The sequence below is a fragment of the Hymenobacter bucti genome, assembly GCF_042681145.1.
GTDB classification, from domain to species: domain Bacteria; phylum Bacteroidota; class Bacteroidia; order Cytophagales; family Hymenobacteraceae; genus Hymenobacter; species Hymenobacter bucti.
In genome coordinates this window covers 1,281,661-1,299,245 of record NZ_JBHUFD010000001.1, presented here as the reverse complement: position 1 = coordinate 1,299,245, position 17,585 = coordinate 1,281,661, and the positions used below count along the sequence as shown (strand labels likewise).

Here is a 17,585-nt window from a genome sequence, read left to right as displayed (position 1 = left end):
ATTCAATCCTTTTAAGCCAAGCTAGTTATGGCCCACGCTACCGCTCCCCTTTCGCCTGCCGAAGTGTTGACTACTCCCGTACTGCTGCTGATTTTCAGCCGCCCCGACACCACCCGGCGCGTGTTCGAAACCATCCGGCAGGCGCGGCCCACCCGGTTATACGTGGCCGCCGATGGCCCGCGCGCCGGCCACCCCACCGACGCCGTGCGCTGTGCCGAAACCCGCGCCGTGGTGCAGGAGGTCGATTGGCCGTGCGAGGTATTCACCCTCTTTCAGGAAGAAAACCTGAACTGCGGGCTAGCGCCGGTCACGGCCATGAACTGGTTTTTTGAGCACGAGCCCGAGGGCATTATCCTGGAAGACGACTGCGTGCCGTCGCCCAGCTTTTTCCGGTTTTGCGCCGAGCTGTTGGCCCGCTACCGCGACGATGCCCGCGTGATGCACATCGGTGGCAACAATTTTGGCTCGGAGGCCAGCCAGCCCCTAGGTCCGAATGACCCGTCGTACCACTTCTCGACCCAGCGCAACAGCTGGGGCTGGGCCACCTGGCGCCGCGCCTGGCAACTCTATGATTATCACCTCACTGATTTTGAAAAAGTAAAGTCCTCGGGCGAAATAGACGGCACCTTTACGGGGCCGCTCGAAAAGCGCTACCGCATGAGTAAGATGGCCGGCGTGCTGGCCCTGCCCCAGCCGCCCGACGTGTGGGACTACCAGTGGGAGTACACCATTGCCCGGCACCAGGGCCTCTACATCGTGCCGGCGGTGAACCTGGTGGGCAATATCGGCTTTGGCAACGGCTCGACGCACACCCACGACGGCGACGACGTGATGAGCGCCGTGCCCGCCCGCGACCTGGCTTTTCCGCTGCGCCACCCGGCCGCGGTGGCCCAGGACCGCAAGCGCGATAACCGCCGCTTCAACGAATTTTTGAGGAGCCGTATTTCTACGATACTGCGGCGCTTGTTTGCGGGGCAGAAGCCCGTAGCTTCGGGTTTGCAGAGCCCTAAACAGCCTGCGCCCAAACTAGCTAGCACTACATCATCATGAACGTTCTGGTCTCGGCTTACGCATGCAACCCCGCCCGTGGGGGCGAGGAAGGTATTGGCTTCAACTGGATGCACGAGTGGCACCACACGGGCCACCACGTGTGGTGCCTCACCACCACCGCCGGCCAGCCGGGCCTAACTGCCTACGTAAACCACCTAGGGCCCGACGAACGGGCGCGCATGCACATCGAGTACGTGCGGGTGCCCCAGGTTATTGACTACCTCTACCGCTGGCAGTTCGGGGTGTATCTGCACTACATCGTGTGGCAGTTTCTGGCCTGGCGCACGGCCCGGCGCCTCAGCCAACAAGTCCATTTTGACTTGGTGCACCACGCTTCCTACGGCAGCCTCCAAATGGCCTCGTGGCTGTGGCGGCTGGGCCGGCCCATGGTTATCGGGCCGCTGGGTGGCGGCCAGCACGCGCCCGTGGCGTTCAAGCGCTACGTGCCCGATTGGTTTAAAACCGAAACCTTGCGCAATGCCATCGCCTGGCTGCTCACCACGTTCGACCCCAACGTGCGGAAATCTTTGCAGCACGCCACGCTGGTACTGACTACTAACAACGAGACCGCGACTAGAGTAAAGCAGCTGGGGGGCCAGCGGGTGCAGATGTTTCTGGACTCGGGCCTGCCGGCCGGGTTTCTCCCCACCGAGTTTCCGGTGCGCGCCCAGGGCGAGGTGCTGCGCATCTTGTGGCTGGGGCGCCTCGTAACGCGCAAAGCGCTGCCGCTGGTATTGGAGGCCCTAGGGCAAGTAAACCCGCGGGTGCCGTTTCACCTCACTATTGTGGGCGACGGCGTGCTAGGCCCGCAATTGCCCGACCTTATCCGCCAAAACGGCCTTGAGGGCCGCGTAACGTGGACTGGCACGCTGCCCTGGACGGAGGTGCACGCCATGTACCTGAGCCACGACGTATTCATGTTTGCTAGCCTGCGCGACTCGTTTGCTATGCAGCTGCTGGAGGCCATGGGCGCGGGCTTACCCATTATTACCCTCGACCACCAGGGCGCGCGCGACTTTATTCCGGCCGCGGCGGCCCTCAAAGCGCCCGTGACCACGCCCGCCGAAACGGTAGCCGCCCTGGCCCGCGCCGTGGAGGTTTGCTACGACAACCCTGCACAGCGCGTGGCGATGGGCCGGGTCGGCTACGCGTTCGCCTGTACCCAAACCTGGTATTTACGTAGTCTAGGCCTCCAACAACTGCTAACCGACCTGGCCCCGCCCGTGGCGGTGGGCCTGCCCAGCATTGCCGCCCGGCAGGCTAGTATTTCTCGTTTATGAAGCTGCTTCTTTCTGCGTATGCCTGCAACCCCAATCACGGTAGTGAGGAGGGCAACGGCTTTAACTGGCTGTGGGAATCGGCCGCCCTGGGCCACGAGGTGTGGTGCCTGACCACGCCCCGCGGCCAGGCCGACCTCACCAAAGTGCTGGCCGACCGCGCCGCCGACCCCATTGCGCAGCGCATTCACCCAGTGTACGTGACGGCCCCCAGGTTCGCAGAATTTGCTTATCGCTGGCAGCCCGGCGTGTATCTGCACTACATCGTGTGGCAGTACCGCGCCTGGCGCGCCGCCCGCGCGCTTGATGCGCAGGTAAATTTCGACGTGGTGCACCACGTCACCTACAACAGCCTGCAAATGGCCTCGTGGTTGTGGCGCCTTAAAAAGCCGCTGCTGCTGGGGCCGCTGGGCGGCGGCATGGTGGCCCCCGAGTCGCTGCGCCAATACCTACCCGAGTGGTTCAAGACCGAAACGGTGCGCAACTTCATCAGCAGCCTATTGAGCACCTTCGACCCCAACGTGCGGCAATCCATGCGCCACGCGGCGCTGGTGCTAACGGCCAATAGTGACACCGCCGCGCTGGCCCGCCGCCTAGGTGCCCCCAAAGTGGCCTTGACCATGAGCGTGGCGTTGCCCGAGAGCTTTCGCACTACCACCTACGTGCCCCGCCCGCCGCTGGCCGGCCGCGAGCTGCGCATCTTGTGGCTAGCGCGCATCTACCCGCGCAAGGGGCTGCACCTCACGCTGGCTGCCCTAGGGCAGGTCGATAAGCGCGTCAAATTTCACCTCGACATTATGGGCGATGGGCCGGTGGGGCACCTGGTGCCCGGCTGGATTGCCGAAGCCGGCCTGCAAGACCGCGTGACCTGGCACGGCAGCGTGCCCTACGAAACCACCCGCGCTGCCTACCTCAGCCACGACCTGTTCATGCTGTGCAGCCTGCGCGACACCTACGCCAACCAGTACCTGGAGTCAATGGCGCTGGGCTTGCCCATCCTCACCCTCGACCACCACGGGGCGGCCGACTTCATTCCGGCCGCCGCGGGCATCAAAGTCCCGGTGCAGTCGGCCGAAGCCACTACGGCGGCCCTGGCGCGGGCCGTGGAACACCTCTACGACCACCCCGCCGAGCTAGCCCAAATGGGCCAGGCCGGCATCGCCTTCGCCACCAACTACACGCTCAAAAAGCTGGTGGCTGGTCTATATCGGCAAGCCGCCGAGCTGGCGCCCGAGCTGGCTGGCCTCGCGCCGGCGCCCCAGGCGTTGGCCGCCGATGCGGCGACGCCCGCCTAGGTCCCGGCCCTATCTGCTTATTTCTGCAATATCCTATGCTTTACATTATTATCCCAGTTTTTAACCGCTGGCACTACACCCGCGAGTGCCTGGAATCGCTGCGCGCCCAAACCAGCCAGGACTTCCGCACCGTGGTGGTAGACGATGGCTCGACCGACGAAACGGCCGCTGCCCTGGCCCGCGACTACCCCGAAGTAGCGGTAGTGACCGGCGACGGCAACCTCTTCTGGACGGCCGGCGTGAACCTGGGTATCCGCCACGCGCTGGCCCTAGGGGCTGACCGCGTGATGACCCTGAACAACGACGTAGTGGCCGCGCCCGACTTCGTAGCCCAGATGCTGGCCGCCGCTGCCCAGCACCCCACCGCCGTACTCGGCGCGCTGGAGTTCGATGCCAACACCGGCGAAACCATCTACGGCGGCGAGCGGCTCGACTTCCGCACCAACACCCGCCACGACCTGCTGGACGAGATACCCGCCAGCCAGCGCACGGGCCTGCACCCGGTCACGTACCTGCCGGGGCGCGGGCTGCTCATTCCGAAGGCCGTGACCGACAAGATTGGCTTGTTTGATGAAAAGCGCCTGCCGCACTACCTCGCCGATTTTGACTATACCAGCGTGGCCCGGCGCGCCGGCTTCCCGGTGTATTGCAACTACGACGCTAAACTGAGCACCTACCCCGAGGAAAGCGGCCAGACCCTCACGCGCAAACAGCGTAGCCTAAAAGGCTACTATCAGCATTTGTTCAGTATCCGGGGCGGCGGCAATATGGTGAATTTCACGCATTTTGCTCTCAAGAACTGTCCCAAGCCCTACTTGCCCTATTTCCTGCTCAATGGGTACGCCCGGCGGCTGGTGGGCTACTTCCTGCACTAGCTTCTATGACGGCCACCACCCGCATCACTGGCTGGCTCTGGCTGGCCTGGGCCAGCGCCGCCCACGGGCTGGCGGCCTGCACGCACCACCACCTAGGCGGCGAGGCGGCCTTGGTGATTACGCACGGCGGCACGTATTCGGGCACTTACCGCAGCACTTCCTCGGCCACGGCCGGCGTGCGCGTGGCCACCACCGAGCCGGTAGTGCTGGAGGGCTGCACCCTCAGCGGGCCGGGCAACCTGATTGAGGCCGGCGAGGGCGCTAACCTCACCGTGCGCAACTGCCGCGGCCAGAGCCTGCCCCCCACTGCCGACCAGCAGGCCCCCGGCCGCTTTCTCGATGTATACAAGCCTAGCCGCTTGGTGGTCGAACACAATGAATTTACCCAAACCAGCGGCATCGTAGTGAACCGCTGGAGCAGCATCAGCCCCACCGGCCCAACCCTGCTGGTGCGTTACAACCGGGTGCGCAACATTGATGGGCGCTGGCGCGATGGCAAGGGCAGTACCCGCAGCAGCTTCCTGATTCTGAACACGGTGCAGCACCTCCCTAGGGTTGATATTGCGTTCAATGAAGTGCTTAATGCCCCCGACCAGAGCTTGGTGGAAGATAATATCAACCTCTACAACTCGTCGGGCACGGCCCAGAGTCCGCTGCACGTGCACGACAACTTTGTGCGCGGGGCCTACCCCTTTCCGGCCACGGCCGACAAGTTTACGGGCACCGGCCTGACCTCGGATGGCGACGCCAAAACGGCGGACGAAGCGGCTTCATTTATCGAGGCCGACCACAACCAGTTTGTGGCCACCGGCAACGCGGCCATGAACCTGGCGGCTGGCCACGACATCTACTACCACCACAACCGCGCCGTGACGAGCGGCACCCTGCCGGGCGGACAGCGCTTTCGGGCGGGCCACGCCGGCCTAGGGGTGTTCAACTACTATCACCAGCCGCCGACCGTATTTTTCAATAACCGGGTAACGCAGAATACGGTGGGCTACGTAAGCTGGGGCGGCCACGCGCCAGGGCCCGACCGCCAGGACCTGAGTGACGGCGCCTGCGCCCCGTGCACGGGTACGGTGCACTTGCCCGGCCCTATCACGGCGGCCACCGAGGCGCGCGAATGGCAAAGCTGGCAACAAAAACTTAGGCAGAAGCACGTCGTTGTCGGACCTTTGCCCCTCAAAAAATCGGCCCGGCCGTAAGCAGCACGCATGTATATTGGAGTAGTCGCGCCCATCGCCACGAATGATTTGCTGCCCTTGGCCGAGCGCCACGCCGGCCCCTACCCCAGGGGGCGCGAAGGGGCACCGCTGATTAGCAACCTGATAAAAGAATATTTGCGCCGCGGGCACCGCGTGGTGGCCATCACCCTCGACGACCAGATGGACGACAACGCGGCGCCCTTCGTGCACGAAAGCCCGCAGCTAACCTACGTAGTGGTACCGGCCCGCAGCCGCACGTTCCGGCTCAATGGCCGGCGGCTGGGCCGCACAGCCGACTTCTTCTGGTATGAGCGCCGCCGCATGCTGGCCCAGCTGCGGCGCTACCGCCCCGAGGTAGTGCACGCCCACTGGACCTACGAGTTTGCGCTGGCCGCCCTGGCCTACGACCCGCAAACCATCGTGACGGTGCACGATAACGCGCTGATTATCTACCAGTACGTGCGCACGCTCAACCGGCTGTTTCACCTGCTTATGGCCCGCTACGTGTTTCGCAAGGGCCACTGGTTCACGGCCGTGTCGCCCTACATGGCCGAAACGGTGCAGCCCTGGACCAAGGCCAAGGTGGCCGTAGTACCCAATCCGGTGGTTATTCCGGAGCGCGCCAGCCTGGTGAAAGCGCCGCTCAGCCAGCCCGTTATCAGCGTGGTGGTGAATGGCTGGGACGACCGCAAGAACAGCAAAAACGCCTTGCTGGCCTTTAAGGCCGTGCAGCAGCAGCACCCGGCGGCCCAGCTCTGGGCCATGGGTACCGCCTTTGTGCCCGATGAGGAAGCCGCCGAGTTTTGCCGCGAGCACGCCATCAACAACGTGGTGTTCCTAGGTCCCACACCCCACGAGGAAGTGCTTAAGAAGATAGCGGCCAGCACGTTAATCCTGCACACCTCGCTCGAAGAGTCGTTCGGCATGGTGCTGGTGGAGGCCATGGCCTACGGCGTGCCCGTGGTGGCGGGCCAGGCAAGCGGCGCCGTGCCGTGGGTGGTGGCCGATGGTGGCTTGCTAGTTGATGTCACTAGTGTAGAGGCCATTGCGAGCGCCGTCAACCGCCTGCTCGCCGACCCCGCGCTATACGCGCAGCTATCGGCGCGGGCAGTGGCCATCGTGGCCGAGCGGTTCCCGTTGGCTACCGTAGCCGACCAGTACTTGGCGCTCTACGAGCAGTGCCTAGCCAAAAAATAAGTATTGCTTCAACCATCTTATAGACAGCTAGATAATAATTATTTAACCACCCATGAGTTTTCTACTGGCGAACGACTACTCATCGACTACCGGCTTGCTTCCAAACGACTAGTCAAGCCGCCTATGTCTGCTTAGTCAGGCAGGAACGCGGACCGTGGCAGCTACTTCGTCGTAGATGGCCAAGGTGCGCGCCACAATCACGGCGGGGTCGTGGCGCTGGCGGGCCACGGCGGCAGCTTGCGTGGCAAGGCGCTGCCGCAGGGCCGGGTCGTCGTAGAGGCGCCGGGCGTGCTGAGCTATGCTGCTGGGTGCTAAGGTACAGAGCAGCCCCGTGACCTCATTTTCAACTAGTGACCGCACTCCCCCCACATCGGCGGCGACGACCGGCAGGCCCGCCACCTGGGCTTCGCACACGCTGTTGGGGCTGTTGTCGACGTAGGACGGGTGCAGCAGGCACAGCGACTCACTGAACAGCTGCGCCAACGCCTCGGCCGAGAGCTGGCCGCGGCATTCTATGGCCGCAGGACCTAGGCGCCGCAAGCCCGCGGCCTGCACCGCCGCTTGCACCCCTTCAGGGCTGGCCTGGCCCGCGATGACCAGCGTCACGTCGAGGTGCTGCCGCAGCATGTCTACGGCAACCAGTACCTCTCGAAAGCCTTTCATGACCTGCGTGCCACCCAAGAAAACTACTTGTAAGCGCTTGGCAGCCAACGGCACTAGCGGCCGAAAAAACGCGGGCCGGATTACTTCCCAGTTGTGGTGAACCGTGCAGCCGGGGCTGAGCTGCCGCACCAGCGCCTGGTCCCAGTGGGTGCGGCAGATGAAGTGGTGCACGGCGGGCAGGTATCGCCGCTCGTAGTAGCCCGCCAGCGTCCAGAGCGCCTTCAGCCACCTTTCGGAGCCGGGCACGAACGGCGGATATTGCGATACCAGCCCCTGCACCGACAGCAGCTGCGGCACGGGCAGGCGGGCCGTCATGGCCGGCACCTGCAGCTCCGACCCGTGCACGTGCAGCAGGTCGTAGTGGTGGCAATGGCGCTTCAGGTAAGCCTTGAGCAGCGCGATGCGCCGCCGGTAAAGCGTGAGAATATCGACCCGCACCGACGGCGCTTTTAAGTAAATAAAGCGAATACCATCGCGCTCAAACTCTTCTACAGCAGTCTCGATTTTAGGAGTCCAGTGCAGGATGGTGAGCTCGATGCCCGGCTGCTGGCGCAGCAGGTGAGCAAGGGTACTCACCCAGGGCACGGGGTGCGCCAGGGGTTCGAGTGGGTGGGGCCAGGGAGCTAGCCAAAGTATTCTCACAGCAGGAAAGGGTGGGAAAAGAAGAGCGTATAGAACCCGTGTGCAGCCCTAGGGTCAGGGTTAGGCGCGGGCCGGGCGAAGGAGTTGCTTTAAATGGAAATCGGTGCGAAAAAGGGCGCATTGCGCCTGCACGTCCTGGTTGCCCCAGAGCAAGAAACGCTTGAGCTGCAAGCAACCTGCCTGCGGCGTCAAAGGCAAGTAATTTTTACCTGCCTGCACGGTGGTTCCCAGCTGCAGGCCCACTTGCGCCGCGGCTGCCAGCACTGCCGGCGAGTGGTTGCCATTGGGATAAGCCACCGCCACCGGCGCGCTACCCGTAAGCTGGGCCAGGTACTGCTGGCACTCGGCCAGCTCTTGCTGGGCGGCGGGCGGCGCGTAGTTGGTGAGCACAGCGTGGTGCGCCGTGTGGTTGCCCAGCACTACTTCCGGCTCGCGGGCAAAAGCCCGCAGCTCGGCGGGCGTGAAGGGCCGGTCCAGGTCACTAACTGGCTGTAGGCAAGCCTCGCCGAAGTGTGCGCGCAGGTAGTCGTCCACCTCATCGTGGCGCAGTGTTTTCAACAAAGCGTGCTCGGCCTGCTGGTCGGCCGGCGACAAGGGCCGCCGCTGCCGCTCGCGGTACACCACATCCCACCAAAATGCCCGGTTGGCTTGTACATGGTGGGTAGAAATGAAAAACGTGGCTGGTACCCCGTAGCGCCGCAGAATAGGCAAGGCCAGGTGATTGTTGTAGTACCCGTCATCAAACGTGATGAGGACGTACTTGCCCCCAGGGTCGAGGCCAGCTAATACGTCGGCCGGCGCAACAAAAGCGTAGCCATGCGCTTGGTAATACGTGATGAACTCGGCAAAAATACGGGTGGTAATGTGCTGCTGCGGGTCTACCAAGTGCCGCGCCGGCACCCGTTCGTCCTCAAAAAGGACGTGGAACATAAAAATTAATAAAGCGGGGCGCTCTGGCACCAGCGCCAGATGCGCGAGAGCGATTTGCTGGTCGAGCCGCTCCAGGGCGCGCTTCCAAACTCTATTCATAGGCTAGCTACCGGTGCACTACTGGGCAAAGCCCTATCGATAGTAAAATTACAGTAAATCTGACAGTTAACAAGCCCGGTATCAAATTAGATTTTCCAACTAGTTACCTATCATTTCCAGCGCCTTGGCGCTGCTTAAATCAGTGCTTATTTACACAAAAACCCGAATATATAAAACGGCCGAATTTTGTAATATTCCAACTTAGCAATCCCGGAATTTTACAAGGGTTTAGCAGCTACGTCCATTTTTAATTTATACTACATACTCAGTCAATAGGTTACGAATGGAATGCTGTGATTATATTTGCAATATTAGCCTTTCCGATTTTATAAAATTTTTTAATTAAAGCCTCTTCTTTCTATGTTATCAATGGCTATCAAGTCAATCGGATTAGCTCGACTGCACCGGCTACGTAAGTCATGGTTGTCGGGTAGTTTACTGACGCTGCTTGCAGCGGGCCTCCCCACCCTAGGGCAAGCCCAATCCGTCAGCTACGCGGCGCCCATCGTTATTACGAGGGGAGGAACGTATACGGGCAACTACCAGAGCTTGTCTTCGGGAACGCCCTGCGTGCGCATCGCCACCAACGAGGCCGTCATCCTGGAAGGCTGTACTTTCTCCGGAGCCGGCAACCTGATTGAGGCGGGGGAAGGCGCTGACCTGACCGTGCGCAACTGCACCGGCCAGGGCCTCGCGCCCACCGTCAATAACCAGGCGCCGGGGCGTTTCCTGGATACCTACCGGGCTAAGAACCTGACGATTGAGCACAATGCCTTTACCCAAACCAGTGGCATTGTGGTAAACCGCTGGAGCGGCTCGGGCCAGGCCGGCCAGACCCTGACGGTGCGCTACAACCGGGTGCGCAACATCGACGGGCGCTGGCTCAACGGTGGCAGCACGCGCAGCAGCTTTTTGATTCTGAACACAGTAGTGCACCTGACGGGGGTTGATATTTCGTACAACGAAGTCATCAATGCGCCCAACGAAAGCCTCGTAGAGGACAATATCAACCTTTACAACTCGTCGGGCACGGCCCAGAGCGCCATTCGCATCCACGACAACTTTGTGCGCGGGGCCTATCCCTACCCGGCTACCTCGGCTAGGTTCACGGGCACCGGCCTGACCACCGACGGCGACGCCAGCACGCTGGCCGAGGCGGCCGGCTACATCGAGGCCGATCACAACCAGTTTGTGGGCACGGCCAATGCGGCGATGAACATCGCGGCGGGCCACGACATCTTTTACCATGATAACCGCCTCGTAACCAGCGGCTCCCTGCCCAATGGCCAGCGCCTCAACGCGGGCTGGGCCGCCCTAGGTGTCTTCAACTACTACAACCAGCCAAGCAGCGTTTATTTTAATAACCGCGTTCAGAACAACACGATAGGGTACGTAAGCTGGAATTCTAACTCGCCTTACACCGACCGCCTCGACCTGAGCCCGGGCGCTTGCGAGCCCTGCACCGGGACCATCCACCTGCCTAACCCCATCACGACTGCCACCGAGGATGCGGAGGCAACCATGTGGCAAACCAAGCTGCAGCAAGCTGGCCTCACGGTGGGCCCGATTGTGGCGGGCACTACGCCGCCGCCGGTTGTTACGGCACCAGTGGGTGGCAACGGGGCGGTGGTGAACCCGGGCTTCGAGCTCGACGGCACCGCCACCGACACCCCCGCCGGCTGGCTCACCTCCGTCGGCAACGGCTCCAACCCCAGCGTCGACTATTCCGAGGCCTACGGCGGCGCCCACTCCGGCACCTACCACGGCACCCACTGGCGCAACGCTGGTGCCTACGAAGTCTACACCTACCAGACCGTCACCGGCCTGCCCAACGGCACCTACGCCCTCAGCGCCTGGGTCAAGAGCAGCGGCGGCCAGCCCGTTGCCCAGCTCCAGGCCCAGAACTTCGGCGCCGGCACTCTCACCCAGTCCCTCGCCGCCACCAACGACAGCTGGGTCCAGGTCACCGTCGGCGGCATCACCGTTACCAACGGCCAGTGCGAAATCGGCTTCTATTCCAAAGCCAAAAACGACCAGTTCATCTACTTCGATGACGTCACACTCACCCCCCAAACTGCCCAAAACAACGCGGCGCCCACTGTTTCGCTAGCTGCCTCTGCCAACCTTGTACTTGGCAATGCGTTGTCCCTCAACGCCACGGCTGCCGATGCCGATGGCACCATTAGCAAAGTTGAGTTTTTTAATGGCTCGACCAGCCTGGGTGCGGCTACCACCGCTCCTTATCAGCTGAACTGGACGCCTGCGGCAATTGGCCTCTACTCGCTCACCGCCCGGGCTACCGATAATAGAGGAGCTAGCACTACCTCTGCGGCAGTAGCAGTGCTGGTAGCAAAGCCAAACGTTGTTACCGTACCTACGCCGACGAGCGGCAACGGGACGGTAGTTAACCCGGGCTTCGAGCTTGACGGCAGTGGCGTGGACGCCCCCACTGGCTGGCTCACCTCCGTCAGCAACGGCTCCAACCCCAGCGTCGACTACTCTGAGGCCTACGGCGGCGCCCACTCCGGCACCTACCACGGCACCCACTGGCGCAACGCTGGTGCCTACGAGGTCTATACCTACCAGACCGTCACCGGCCTGCCCAACGGCACCTACGCCCTCAGCGCCTGGGTTAAGAGCAGCGGCGGTCAGCCCATCGCCCAGCTCAATGCCCAGAACTTTGGCGCCGGCACTTTAAGCACTGCCATCACGGCCACCAACGGCAGCTGGGTCCAGGTCACCGTCGGCGGCATCACCGTCACCAACGGCCAGTGCGAAATTGGCTTCTATTCCAAAGCCAAAAACGACCAGTTCATCTACTTTGATGACGTCACCCTCACCCCCCAAGCTGCGGCAGTCACCGTTGCTTCGGTTGGTAACTTCAGCTTTGAGGACGACCAGGCCGCGGTGCTAGCTCCCCGCCAGTGGCTGACCCAGACCGGGGGCAACACCCAGTCCTACGCTAGCTACACGGAGTCCTATCCTAACGCGCACAACGGCGTGTACCACGGCACGCACTACCGCCCCGAGGCTTACCAGATTTATACCTATCAGACCCTGACGGGCGTTGCAAATGGCACCTACAGCCTCAGCGCCTGGGTAAAAAGCAAGGGAGGCCAGCCCGTAGCCCAGCTGCGCGCCCAGAACTACGGCGGCACTTCCTTGAATGCGGCCATCCCGACTTCGCCCGATACTTGGGTGCAGGTCACCATCGCAAACGTCAACGTTACCAACGGTCAGTGCGAAATCGGTATCTACTCGCAGGCCAATGCAGGGCAGTGGCTTTACTTCGATGACATCGTTCTCGTGCCGACGACGGCGGCTGCCAGCAGCGCTCGGTCAGCAAGCTTAACCGCCCCTGATGCAGCCGCTATTCCGGCGCTATATCCTAACCCAGCCAACGACCAGGTTACCCTCACTACCACCGTGGCCGATGCCACGACCGTCACGATACTGATTAGCGACTTGCAGGGCAATACCCTGGCTACTTACCCACGCAAGGCAGTAGCTGGCGAAAATCAGTTCGTGCTCGACACCAACAACCTGGCCAGCGGGCTATACATCCTGCGCATTCAGGGCAGCGATGCGGCCACCGCACAGCGCTTGGAAGTGAAGCACTAGCAGCCGCATAGGCGCAGGGCTACTAGCTGCGCGTAATTCTCGCTTTCTCTCCTAGGTGCCCGCCAATGTGCGGCGCGCCAGCAGGTAGAGGAAGCGGGAATTTGTGATTAGATACCGGCGCCACAGGCGGCGGGGCTCCAGCCAGAGCCGATAGGCCCACTCCAGCCACAAGCGGCGGGCCCACAGGGGCAGGCGCTGCTCCATGCCAGCGTACACCAGAAAGGCCTGCCCTACTCCGAGCATACACGCCTTGACCTTACCACGGTGCGCGGCCATCCAACGCTCTTGCCGAGGGCAGCCTAGGGCCACAAAAAGCAAGTCGGGGTCCACGGCATTGATAGCGGCAACGTGCGCTTCCTCTTCCTCCGGGGTCAGCGCCCTGAACGGAGGCGCGCACGTGCCCACCAAGCGCAGGGTGGGTAGCTCACGCTTGGCCCGGTCCACGATGGCTTGCAGTACCTCGTCGGTAGTGCCGTAGAAGTACACCGACTGCCCCCGGCGAGCAGCTTCGGCGAGCAGGGCGGGTAGCAAGTCCATACCGGCTACCCGCTCCTGGGGCCGGCCGCTCAGCCAACCGGCCACGCTGGCTACCGGCCCGCCATCAGGCGTCACGAGGTTAGCCTCGTCAAGCACCTGGCGGAAGCTGACATCACGGTGTGCCTCCACAACCATGTGCACGTTGGCGCAGCACACGTAGGCCGAGTTGCGGGCGGCCCCAAGTTGTAAAATCTTATCTACAAAATCGTCAAACGAACCGGTAGAAATTCCTGAATCAAGGACTAGTTGCTTAGCTAGCATAGCTGGGTAATATGATAGAATAAAAAGGCTTGGTTAGCGCTATGCAATGCTTAGTAAGCATTTTTTTCGCCAGCTATCATATTCCAAACTGTCTTGCCAATAATCTGAACGTCGAGTAGCAGCGACCAATTTTCCACGTACTTCAGGTCGTATTCCACGCGCTTTTCCATGGCACCTTCGGCGCGGGTTTCGCCGCGGTAGCCATTCACCTGGGCGTAGCCCGTGATGCCCGGCGTTACCACGTGGCGCTGCGCGTAGGTGCTGATGTGCTTAGAATATTCCTCAAGCTGCGATACCATGTTTGGGCGCGGCCCCACCACCGACATGTGACCAAACCACACGTTAAAGAACTGTGGCAACTCATCAAGGCTCGAAGCGCGCAGGAAGCGGCCCACCCGAGTCACGCGTGCATCGCCCTTGGTAGCCTGAAGCTCCGTGCCGCTAAGGTCGGTACGCATGGTGCGCAGCTTATAGCACGGGAAAAGCTTGTTGCGCTTGCCTGGACGCATTTGCTTGAAGAAAACCGGACCGGGTGAATCAAGCTTGATGAGCAGTGCCAGTATTGGCAGCACCACGGGGAAAATCGTGGCGATAACGAACCCGGAGAAAGCAAGGTCGAACATGCGCTTGGCTATCTGGTTGGGCCGCATACCTAGGGGGTTGCGTTTTACCGTTAGGATAGGTCCACCACTGTGGTAGTGCACGTTAACGCCTTCGTGCAGCGTGCCTTCAAAGTCAGGCACAATGCGGAAAGAAATAAAATTGGCATCTGCAAAGCCCGAAAGCTCCTGGATAAAATCTGCCTGGTTGAGGGGCAACGCAAAATATATTTCATCGACCTGCTCCTGCAAGCAATAGTTTTTCAGCTCGCTTACCTGGCCCAGTACAAGGTGCTTCACATCCTCGGGCGCCGGGGTGTCGGTGAAAAAACCTAGGCACTGGTTTGCTAATGGGTCGTGCACCGTCAAGAACTTGTGTAGCTCACGGCCGCTACGGCTGGTACCTACGATTACGAAACGGCTATGGGGCCGCGCAAACCGGTAGCGGTAGGTGCGGTACAGGAAGGTCATAAATAAGCGGCCCACTACCACGGCCGCCCCAGCCATGCAGTACAGTAGCAGCAGATACCGGATAGGCAAAAGACGCTTCTGCAATACCAATAATCCCGTTGTTAGCAGCACCGCGTGGAGCAGTACGGTACGCATCAAGCTCCAAAACTTCTCGCCGTAGGTGGCTAGCCGGTCAAGCGGCACCGAGCTGGCAAACTGCCCAGCCAATATCCACCATAAAAGCGCGAAAATGGCGAAGAACATGGGGTAATCACCCGAAAATTCCCAATCATTACGCTGGATATAGTTAATTAGTCGGAAGGCTCCGAAAATGAGCACAACATCGACAATAAGCAGCAGAAGCTGATTTACCTGAGTTCGTCGAGCGTAAAGTACCATAATTTTGCAATTGACCTATACTAAGATTTTAGCTACAGCTCCCGGGTTGGGATGCAGGTAATATACGCTCTCAGTTGCAGCGCGGATTAACTATTTTGTGATAAGCATTTACTCGATTGCAATTTTCATACCACCCGGTCAATAATTACTCTAAATACTTATTATAATACAAGTATTAATTTTATGCTAACCCAAAAAATAAATTAAAACATACATATTTTTATATGTAATAAGCTCGCCAGTGAAAACACAGTGACTATAACTTTTTTAAGCTGCCTACCGTAGTTGGATAATGAATTTTATATCTCTGACAGCTTGGTACTTGCGAAACCGCTCTAGTTCGTGCAGCTCTCTTCCATAAGTCTGGTATCGGCTGGCATAAGCATTGACTAAAAAGTTTACCTTTATTTTTAGGTAACTTATTCCGACGTGATTTCCCAGTTCTTTAACTGGACATTGACAAGAATAAGGGTTCGGAATCTACCATTCGGCGCATTCACGAGGCGGCTTCCAGCCGCAGCTATTCAGCCAGCTTATAGCGCTGCCCACAGTCCAGGCAAAAAGTTAAGCCTAGGTGCTCCGGCCGCCATCCAGCGTTGCGCAGTGCGAGCCCCAATTGAGGTTTGGCTTGCCAGGTAGCCGGCTCCCCGGCAAGGGGCTGATGCCACGCTGAGTCCAGGTCGTTATTTATGCGCTGCCTTGCTCAGCCACCTCTCAGTCCGAGGGCATTGCTTACTTGTGTCCCAACCAACCTTCGGGGTTGAGATTGGCCGAATTGCGCCACACCTGAAACTGCACCAGCGCGGTACCATCGGCGTCGGTGGCGGCGCTCCCAATAGTATCGCGGGCGTCTACTTGCTGGCCTTCGTGCACGCTCACCGAGCGCAGGCGAGCGTACACCGTGAAGTATTCGCCGTGCTGAATCATGACGATGGTGTTCATGCCCGGCACCTGCGCTACCGTCAGCACCCGCCCGGCAAACACTGAGCGCACAGGCTCATTAGTGGCCGTTTGGATATCTACGCCGCGGTTTTCTACCACCACGTGCCTAAGCACCGGGTGCGCATGCCGCCCAAAATGCTGCGCCACAAAGCCCCGCGCCACCGGCCAGGGCAGCCGCCCCTTGTTACCCGCAAAGTTGGAAGAGAGCAGCGCCGTTTGGGGCGTGAGGGCCACGCGGCTAGCGTTACGGTCGGCCGAGGTTTCTTCGGGCGCGTCGCTATCGGGGTTGGCGCCGGCGTCATCGTCGTTGTCAGCTGGCGACTCGGTGCGCTGCCCGCGCGAACGGCCGCGGCTGGCCGCGGCGCGGGCGGCCCGGCGGCGCTCGGCCGCAGCCGCGAGGCGAGCGGCCCGGGCGGCCCGCGCTATTTCCTCGCGCACACGCTGGGCTATCAGCTCATCAAGCTGGGCCACGGCCCGCTGGCGTTGGGATAGCTCGGCCCGCAGACCCTGTTCCTGCTGGCTGAGCTGCTGCACCACTTCATCCTGCTCGCTTTTGAGACCTAGGAGATTGCGGTTTTCTACTAGTTGGGTTGTGAGTAAGCTCTTTTGGCGCTGGCGCTGCTGCGTAAGGCCATCAAGCTGGTGGCTGAGCTGCTGCTGTGCGCCCATAATGCGCTGCGCCTGCTTCTGGCGCTCCTCGGTGTACTGGCGCACGTAGCGCAGCCGCAGCACGAACTGATTGAACGACTCGGCCGCAAACAAAAACATGAGCTGATTGAAGCCGCTGCTGGTTTTGGAGGCCGCGTACATCAGCCGGGCGTACTCTACCTTCAGGTTGGCCAGCTGCTGCTGGGTCGTGAGTACCTGGCGCGCCGTTTGGTGCACGTTGGTTTCGATACCTTGCAGTTGCGTCGAAATGTGCTGAATCTGCCCCTGCTTAACCGTCAACTTTTCCTTGATGACGTTGAGCTGTCCTAGGGTCGCCTCTTTCTTCTGGGTGGTCTGGGTCAGCACTTTACCCGCCTCCTGAATGCGTGCCAGGTTGGTCTGGCGCTCCCGCTCCAGCTGCTCCTTCGACTTGGCGCGCTGGCGCGGGCGGCGGGTGGGGACCGGCCGCGAGCGCGTGCGTGAGCGGGTCGCCGTTTTAGGTCTGGCTTTGGCGGGCTGCTTGGCTTTGCTGGTCTTGGCGCGCGCATGGCGCTGGGCAGTGGCCGGCAGCGCGCCCAACAGCAGCAGTAGCCCGAGCAGGCAGTAGAACTTGGAAATTGTCAACGAAGCAGTCACAAAAGCGGACGGCGCACCAGCTACCGCCCTGCAAAATAACGCACGCGCCGCGGGTATAGCGCCGCAGTGCCGTATTGCCACCCTAGGTCAACCCAGTGGCAAGGCCAATCTACGGGCCCTACGCATTGTGCCTTAGGCCGCGTCAGCCTGGCCTTGCTGTCGTAGCGGCTTGGCTACACCAAAACTACCGCAAGCAAAACGGTCGTCAAAAGTACCCTAGGGTGCTTTTGACGACCGTTTTCAACCAAAGTTAGCAGAC

12 protein-coding genes are annotated in these 17,585 nt (G+C 60.9%); 7 read left to right on the top strand and 5 right to left on the bottom strand.

Features of this window, described 5'->3' with window-relative positions; translation table 11 throughout:
• Positions 1–27: 27 nt before the first annotated feature.
• The 6 genes from ACFSDX_RS05350 to ACFSDX_RS05325 are packed head-to-tail and all read left to right on the top strand — an operon-like array spanning position 28 to position 6,899.
• Positions 28–1,050, top strand: coding sequence for a nucleotide-diphospho-sugar transferase (locus tag ACFSDX_RS05350; RefSeq protein ID WP_382312168.1), 1,023 nt, complete (start codon positions 28–30; stop codon positions 1,048–1,050).
• Positions 1,047–2,330: a glycosyltransferase family 4 protein gene (locus ACFSDX_RS05345; RefSeq protein WP_382312167.1), complete on the top strand. Its 1,284-nt coding sequence runs from the start codon at positions 1,047–1,049 to the stop codon at positions 2,328–2,330. The genes ACFSDX_RS05350 and ACFSDX_RS05345 overlap by 4 nt, the downstream gene beginning before the upstream one ends.
• Positions 2,327–3,622 (top strand): glycosyltransferase family 4 protein, encoded by a 1,296-nt coding sequence (locus ACFSDX_RS05340; RefSeq protein ID WP_382312166.1) that lies wholly within the window; start codon positions 2,327–2,329, stop codon positions 3,620–3,622. The genes ACFSDX_RS05345 and ACFSDX_RS05340 overlap by 4 nt, the downstream gene beginning before the upstream one ends.
• A gap of 35 nt (positions 3,623–3,657) precedes the next feature.
• The gene (locus ACFSDX_RS05335; RefSeq protein WP_382312164.1) at positions 3,658–4,497 is read left to right on the top strand and encodes a glycosyltransferase family 2 protein; all 840 of its coding nucleotides are present in this window, start codon (positions 3,658–3,660) and stop codon (positions 4,495–4,497) included.
• 5 nt (positions 4,498–4,502) lie between these two features.
• On the top strand, positions 4,503–5,702 hold the full coding sequence (locus ACFSDX_RS05330) for a right-handed parallel beta-helix repeat-containing protein (protein WP_382312163.1): 1,200 nt from the start codon (positions 4,503–4,505) through the stop codon (positions 5,700–5,702).
• Positions 5,703–5,711: 9 nt separating this feature from the next.
• Entirely contained in the window at positions 5,712–6,899 is a 1,188-nt protein-coding gene (locus tag ACFSDX_RS05325) for a glycosyltransferase family 4 protein (RefSeq protein ID WP_382312162.1), read from the top strand.
• Positions 6,900–7,034: 135 nt separating this feature from the next.
• Here ACFSDX_RS05325 and ACFSDX_RS05320 read toward each other — a convergent pair whose 3' ends face one another.
• Both ACFSDX_RS05320 and ACFSDX_RS05315 read right to left on the bottom strand, forming a co-directional pair.
• Positions 7,035–8,138, bottom strand: coding sequence for a glycosyltransferase family 4 protein (locus ACFSDX_RS05320; protein ID WP_382312161.1), 1,104 nt, complete (start codon positions 8,136–8,138; stop codon positions 7,035–7,037).
• Positions 8,139–8,264: 126 nt separating this feature from the next.
• Entirely contained in the window at positions 8,265–9,134 is an 870-nt protein-coding gene (locus ACFSDX_RS05315) for a polysaccharide deacetylase family protein (protein WP_382312159.1), read from the bottom strand.
• 522 nt (positions 9,135–9,656) lie between these two features.
• On the opposite strand from ACFSDX_RS05315, the gene ACFSDX_RS05310 reads away from it, so the two are divergent.
• Positions 9,657–12,854 carry a T9SS type A sorting domain-containing protein gene (locus ACFSDX_RS05310; protein ID WP_382312157.1) on the top strand — a complete coding sequence of 1,066 codons (3,198 nt, stop codon included), beginning with the start codon at positions 9,657–9,659 and terminating at the stop codon, positions 12,852–12,854.
• Between the two features lie 51 nt (positions 12,855–12,905).
• Here the strand turns inward: ACFSDX_RS05310 and ACFSDX_RS05305 are convergent, their stop codons facing one another.
• The 3 genes from ACFSDX_RS05305 to ACFSDX_RS05295 all read right to left on the bottom strand — a co-directional run bounded on the left by ACFSDX_RS05305 (position 12,906) and on the right by ACFSDX_RS05295 (position 17,326).
• Positions 12,906–13,652, bottom strand: a complete 747-nt coding sequence (locus ACFSDX_RS05305) for a WecB/TagA/CpsF family glycosyltransferase (protein ID WP_382312156.1) — start codon at positions 13,650–13,652, stop codon at positions 12,906–12,908.
• Positions 13,653–13,702: 50 nt separating this feature from the next.
• Positions 13,703–15,100 carry an exopolysaccharide biosynthesis polyprenyl glycosylphosphotransferase gene (locus ACFSDX_RS05300; RefSeq protein WP_382312155.1) on the bottom strand — a complete coding sequence of 466 codons (1,398 nt, stop codon included), beginning with the start codon at positions 15,098–15,100 and terminating at the stop codon, positions 13,703–13,705.
• A 732-nt stretch (positions 15,101–15,832) separates the two neighbouring features.
• The gene (locus ACFSDX_RS05295; RefSeq protein ID WP_382312154.1) at positions 15,833–17,326 is read right to left on the bottom strand and encodes a murein hydrolase activator EnvC family protein; all 1,494 of its coding nucleotides are present in this window, start codon (positions 17,324–17,326) and stop codon (positions 15,833–15,835) included.
• Positions 17,327–17,585: the final 259 nt, after the last annotated feature.

Bases quoted from the DNA above. Each gene is read 5' to 3' on its own strand.
- ACFSDX_RS05330 (WP_382312163.1), top strand. From the start codon at position 4,503: ATGACGGCCACCACCCGCATCACTGGCTGGCTCTGGCTGGCCTGGGCC.
- ACFSDX_RS05325 (WP_382312162.1), top strand. From the start codon at position 5,712: ATGTATATTGGAGTAGTCGCGCCCATCGCCACGAATGATTTGCTGCCC.
- ACFSDX_RS05300 (WP_382312155.1), bottom strand. From the start codon at position 15,100: ATGGTACTTTACGCTCGACGAACTCAGGTAAATCAGCTTCTGCTGCTT.
- ACFSDX_RS05315 (WP_382312159.1), bottom strand. From the start codon at position 9,134: ATGTTCCACGTCCTTTTTGAGGACGAACGGGTGCCGGCGCGGCACTTG.
- ACFSDX_RS05350 (WP_382312168.1), top strand. From the start codon at position 28: ATGGCCCACGCTACCGCTCCCCTTTCGCCTGCCGAAGTGTTGACTACT.
- ACFSDX_RS05345 (WP_382312167.1), top strand. From the start codon at position 1,047: ATGAACGTTCTGGTCTCGGCTTACGCATGCAACCCCGCCCGTGGGGGC.
- ACFSDX_RS05335 (WP_382312164.1), top strand. From the start codon at position 3,658: ATGCTTTACATTATTATCCCAGTTTTTAACCGCTGGCACTACACCCGC.
- ACFSDX_RS05305 (WP_382312156.1), bottom strand. From the start codon at position 13,652: ATGCTAGCTAAGCAACTAGTCCTTGATTCAGGAATTTCTACCGGTTCG.
- ACFSDX_RS05340 (WP_382312166.1), top strand. From the start codon at position 2,327: ATGAAGCTGCTTCTTTCTGCGTATGCCTGCAACCCCAATCACGGTAGT.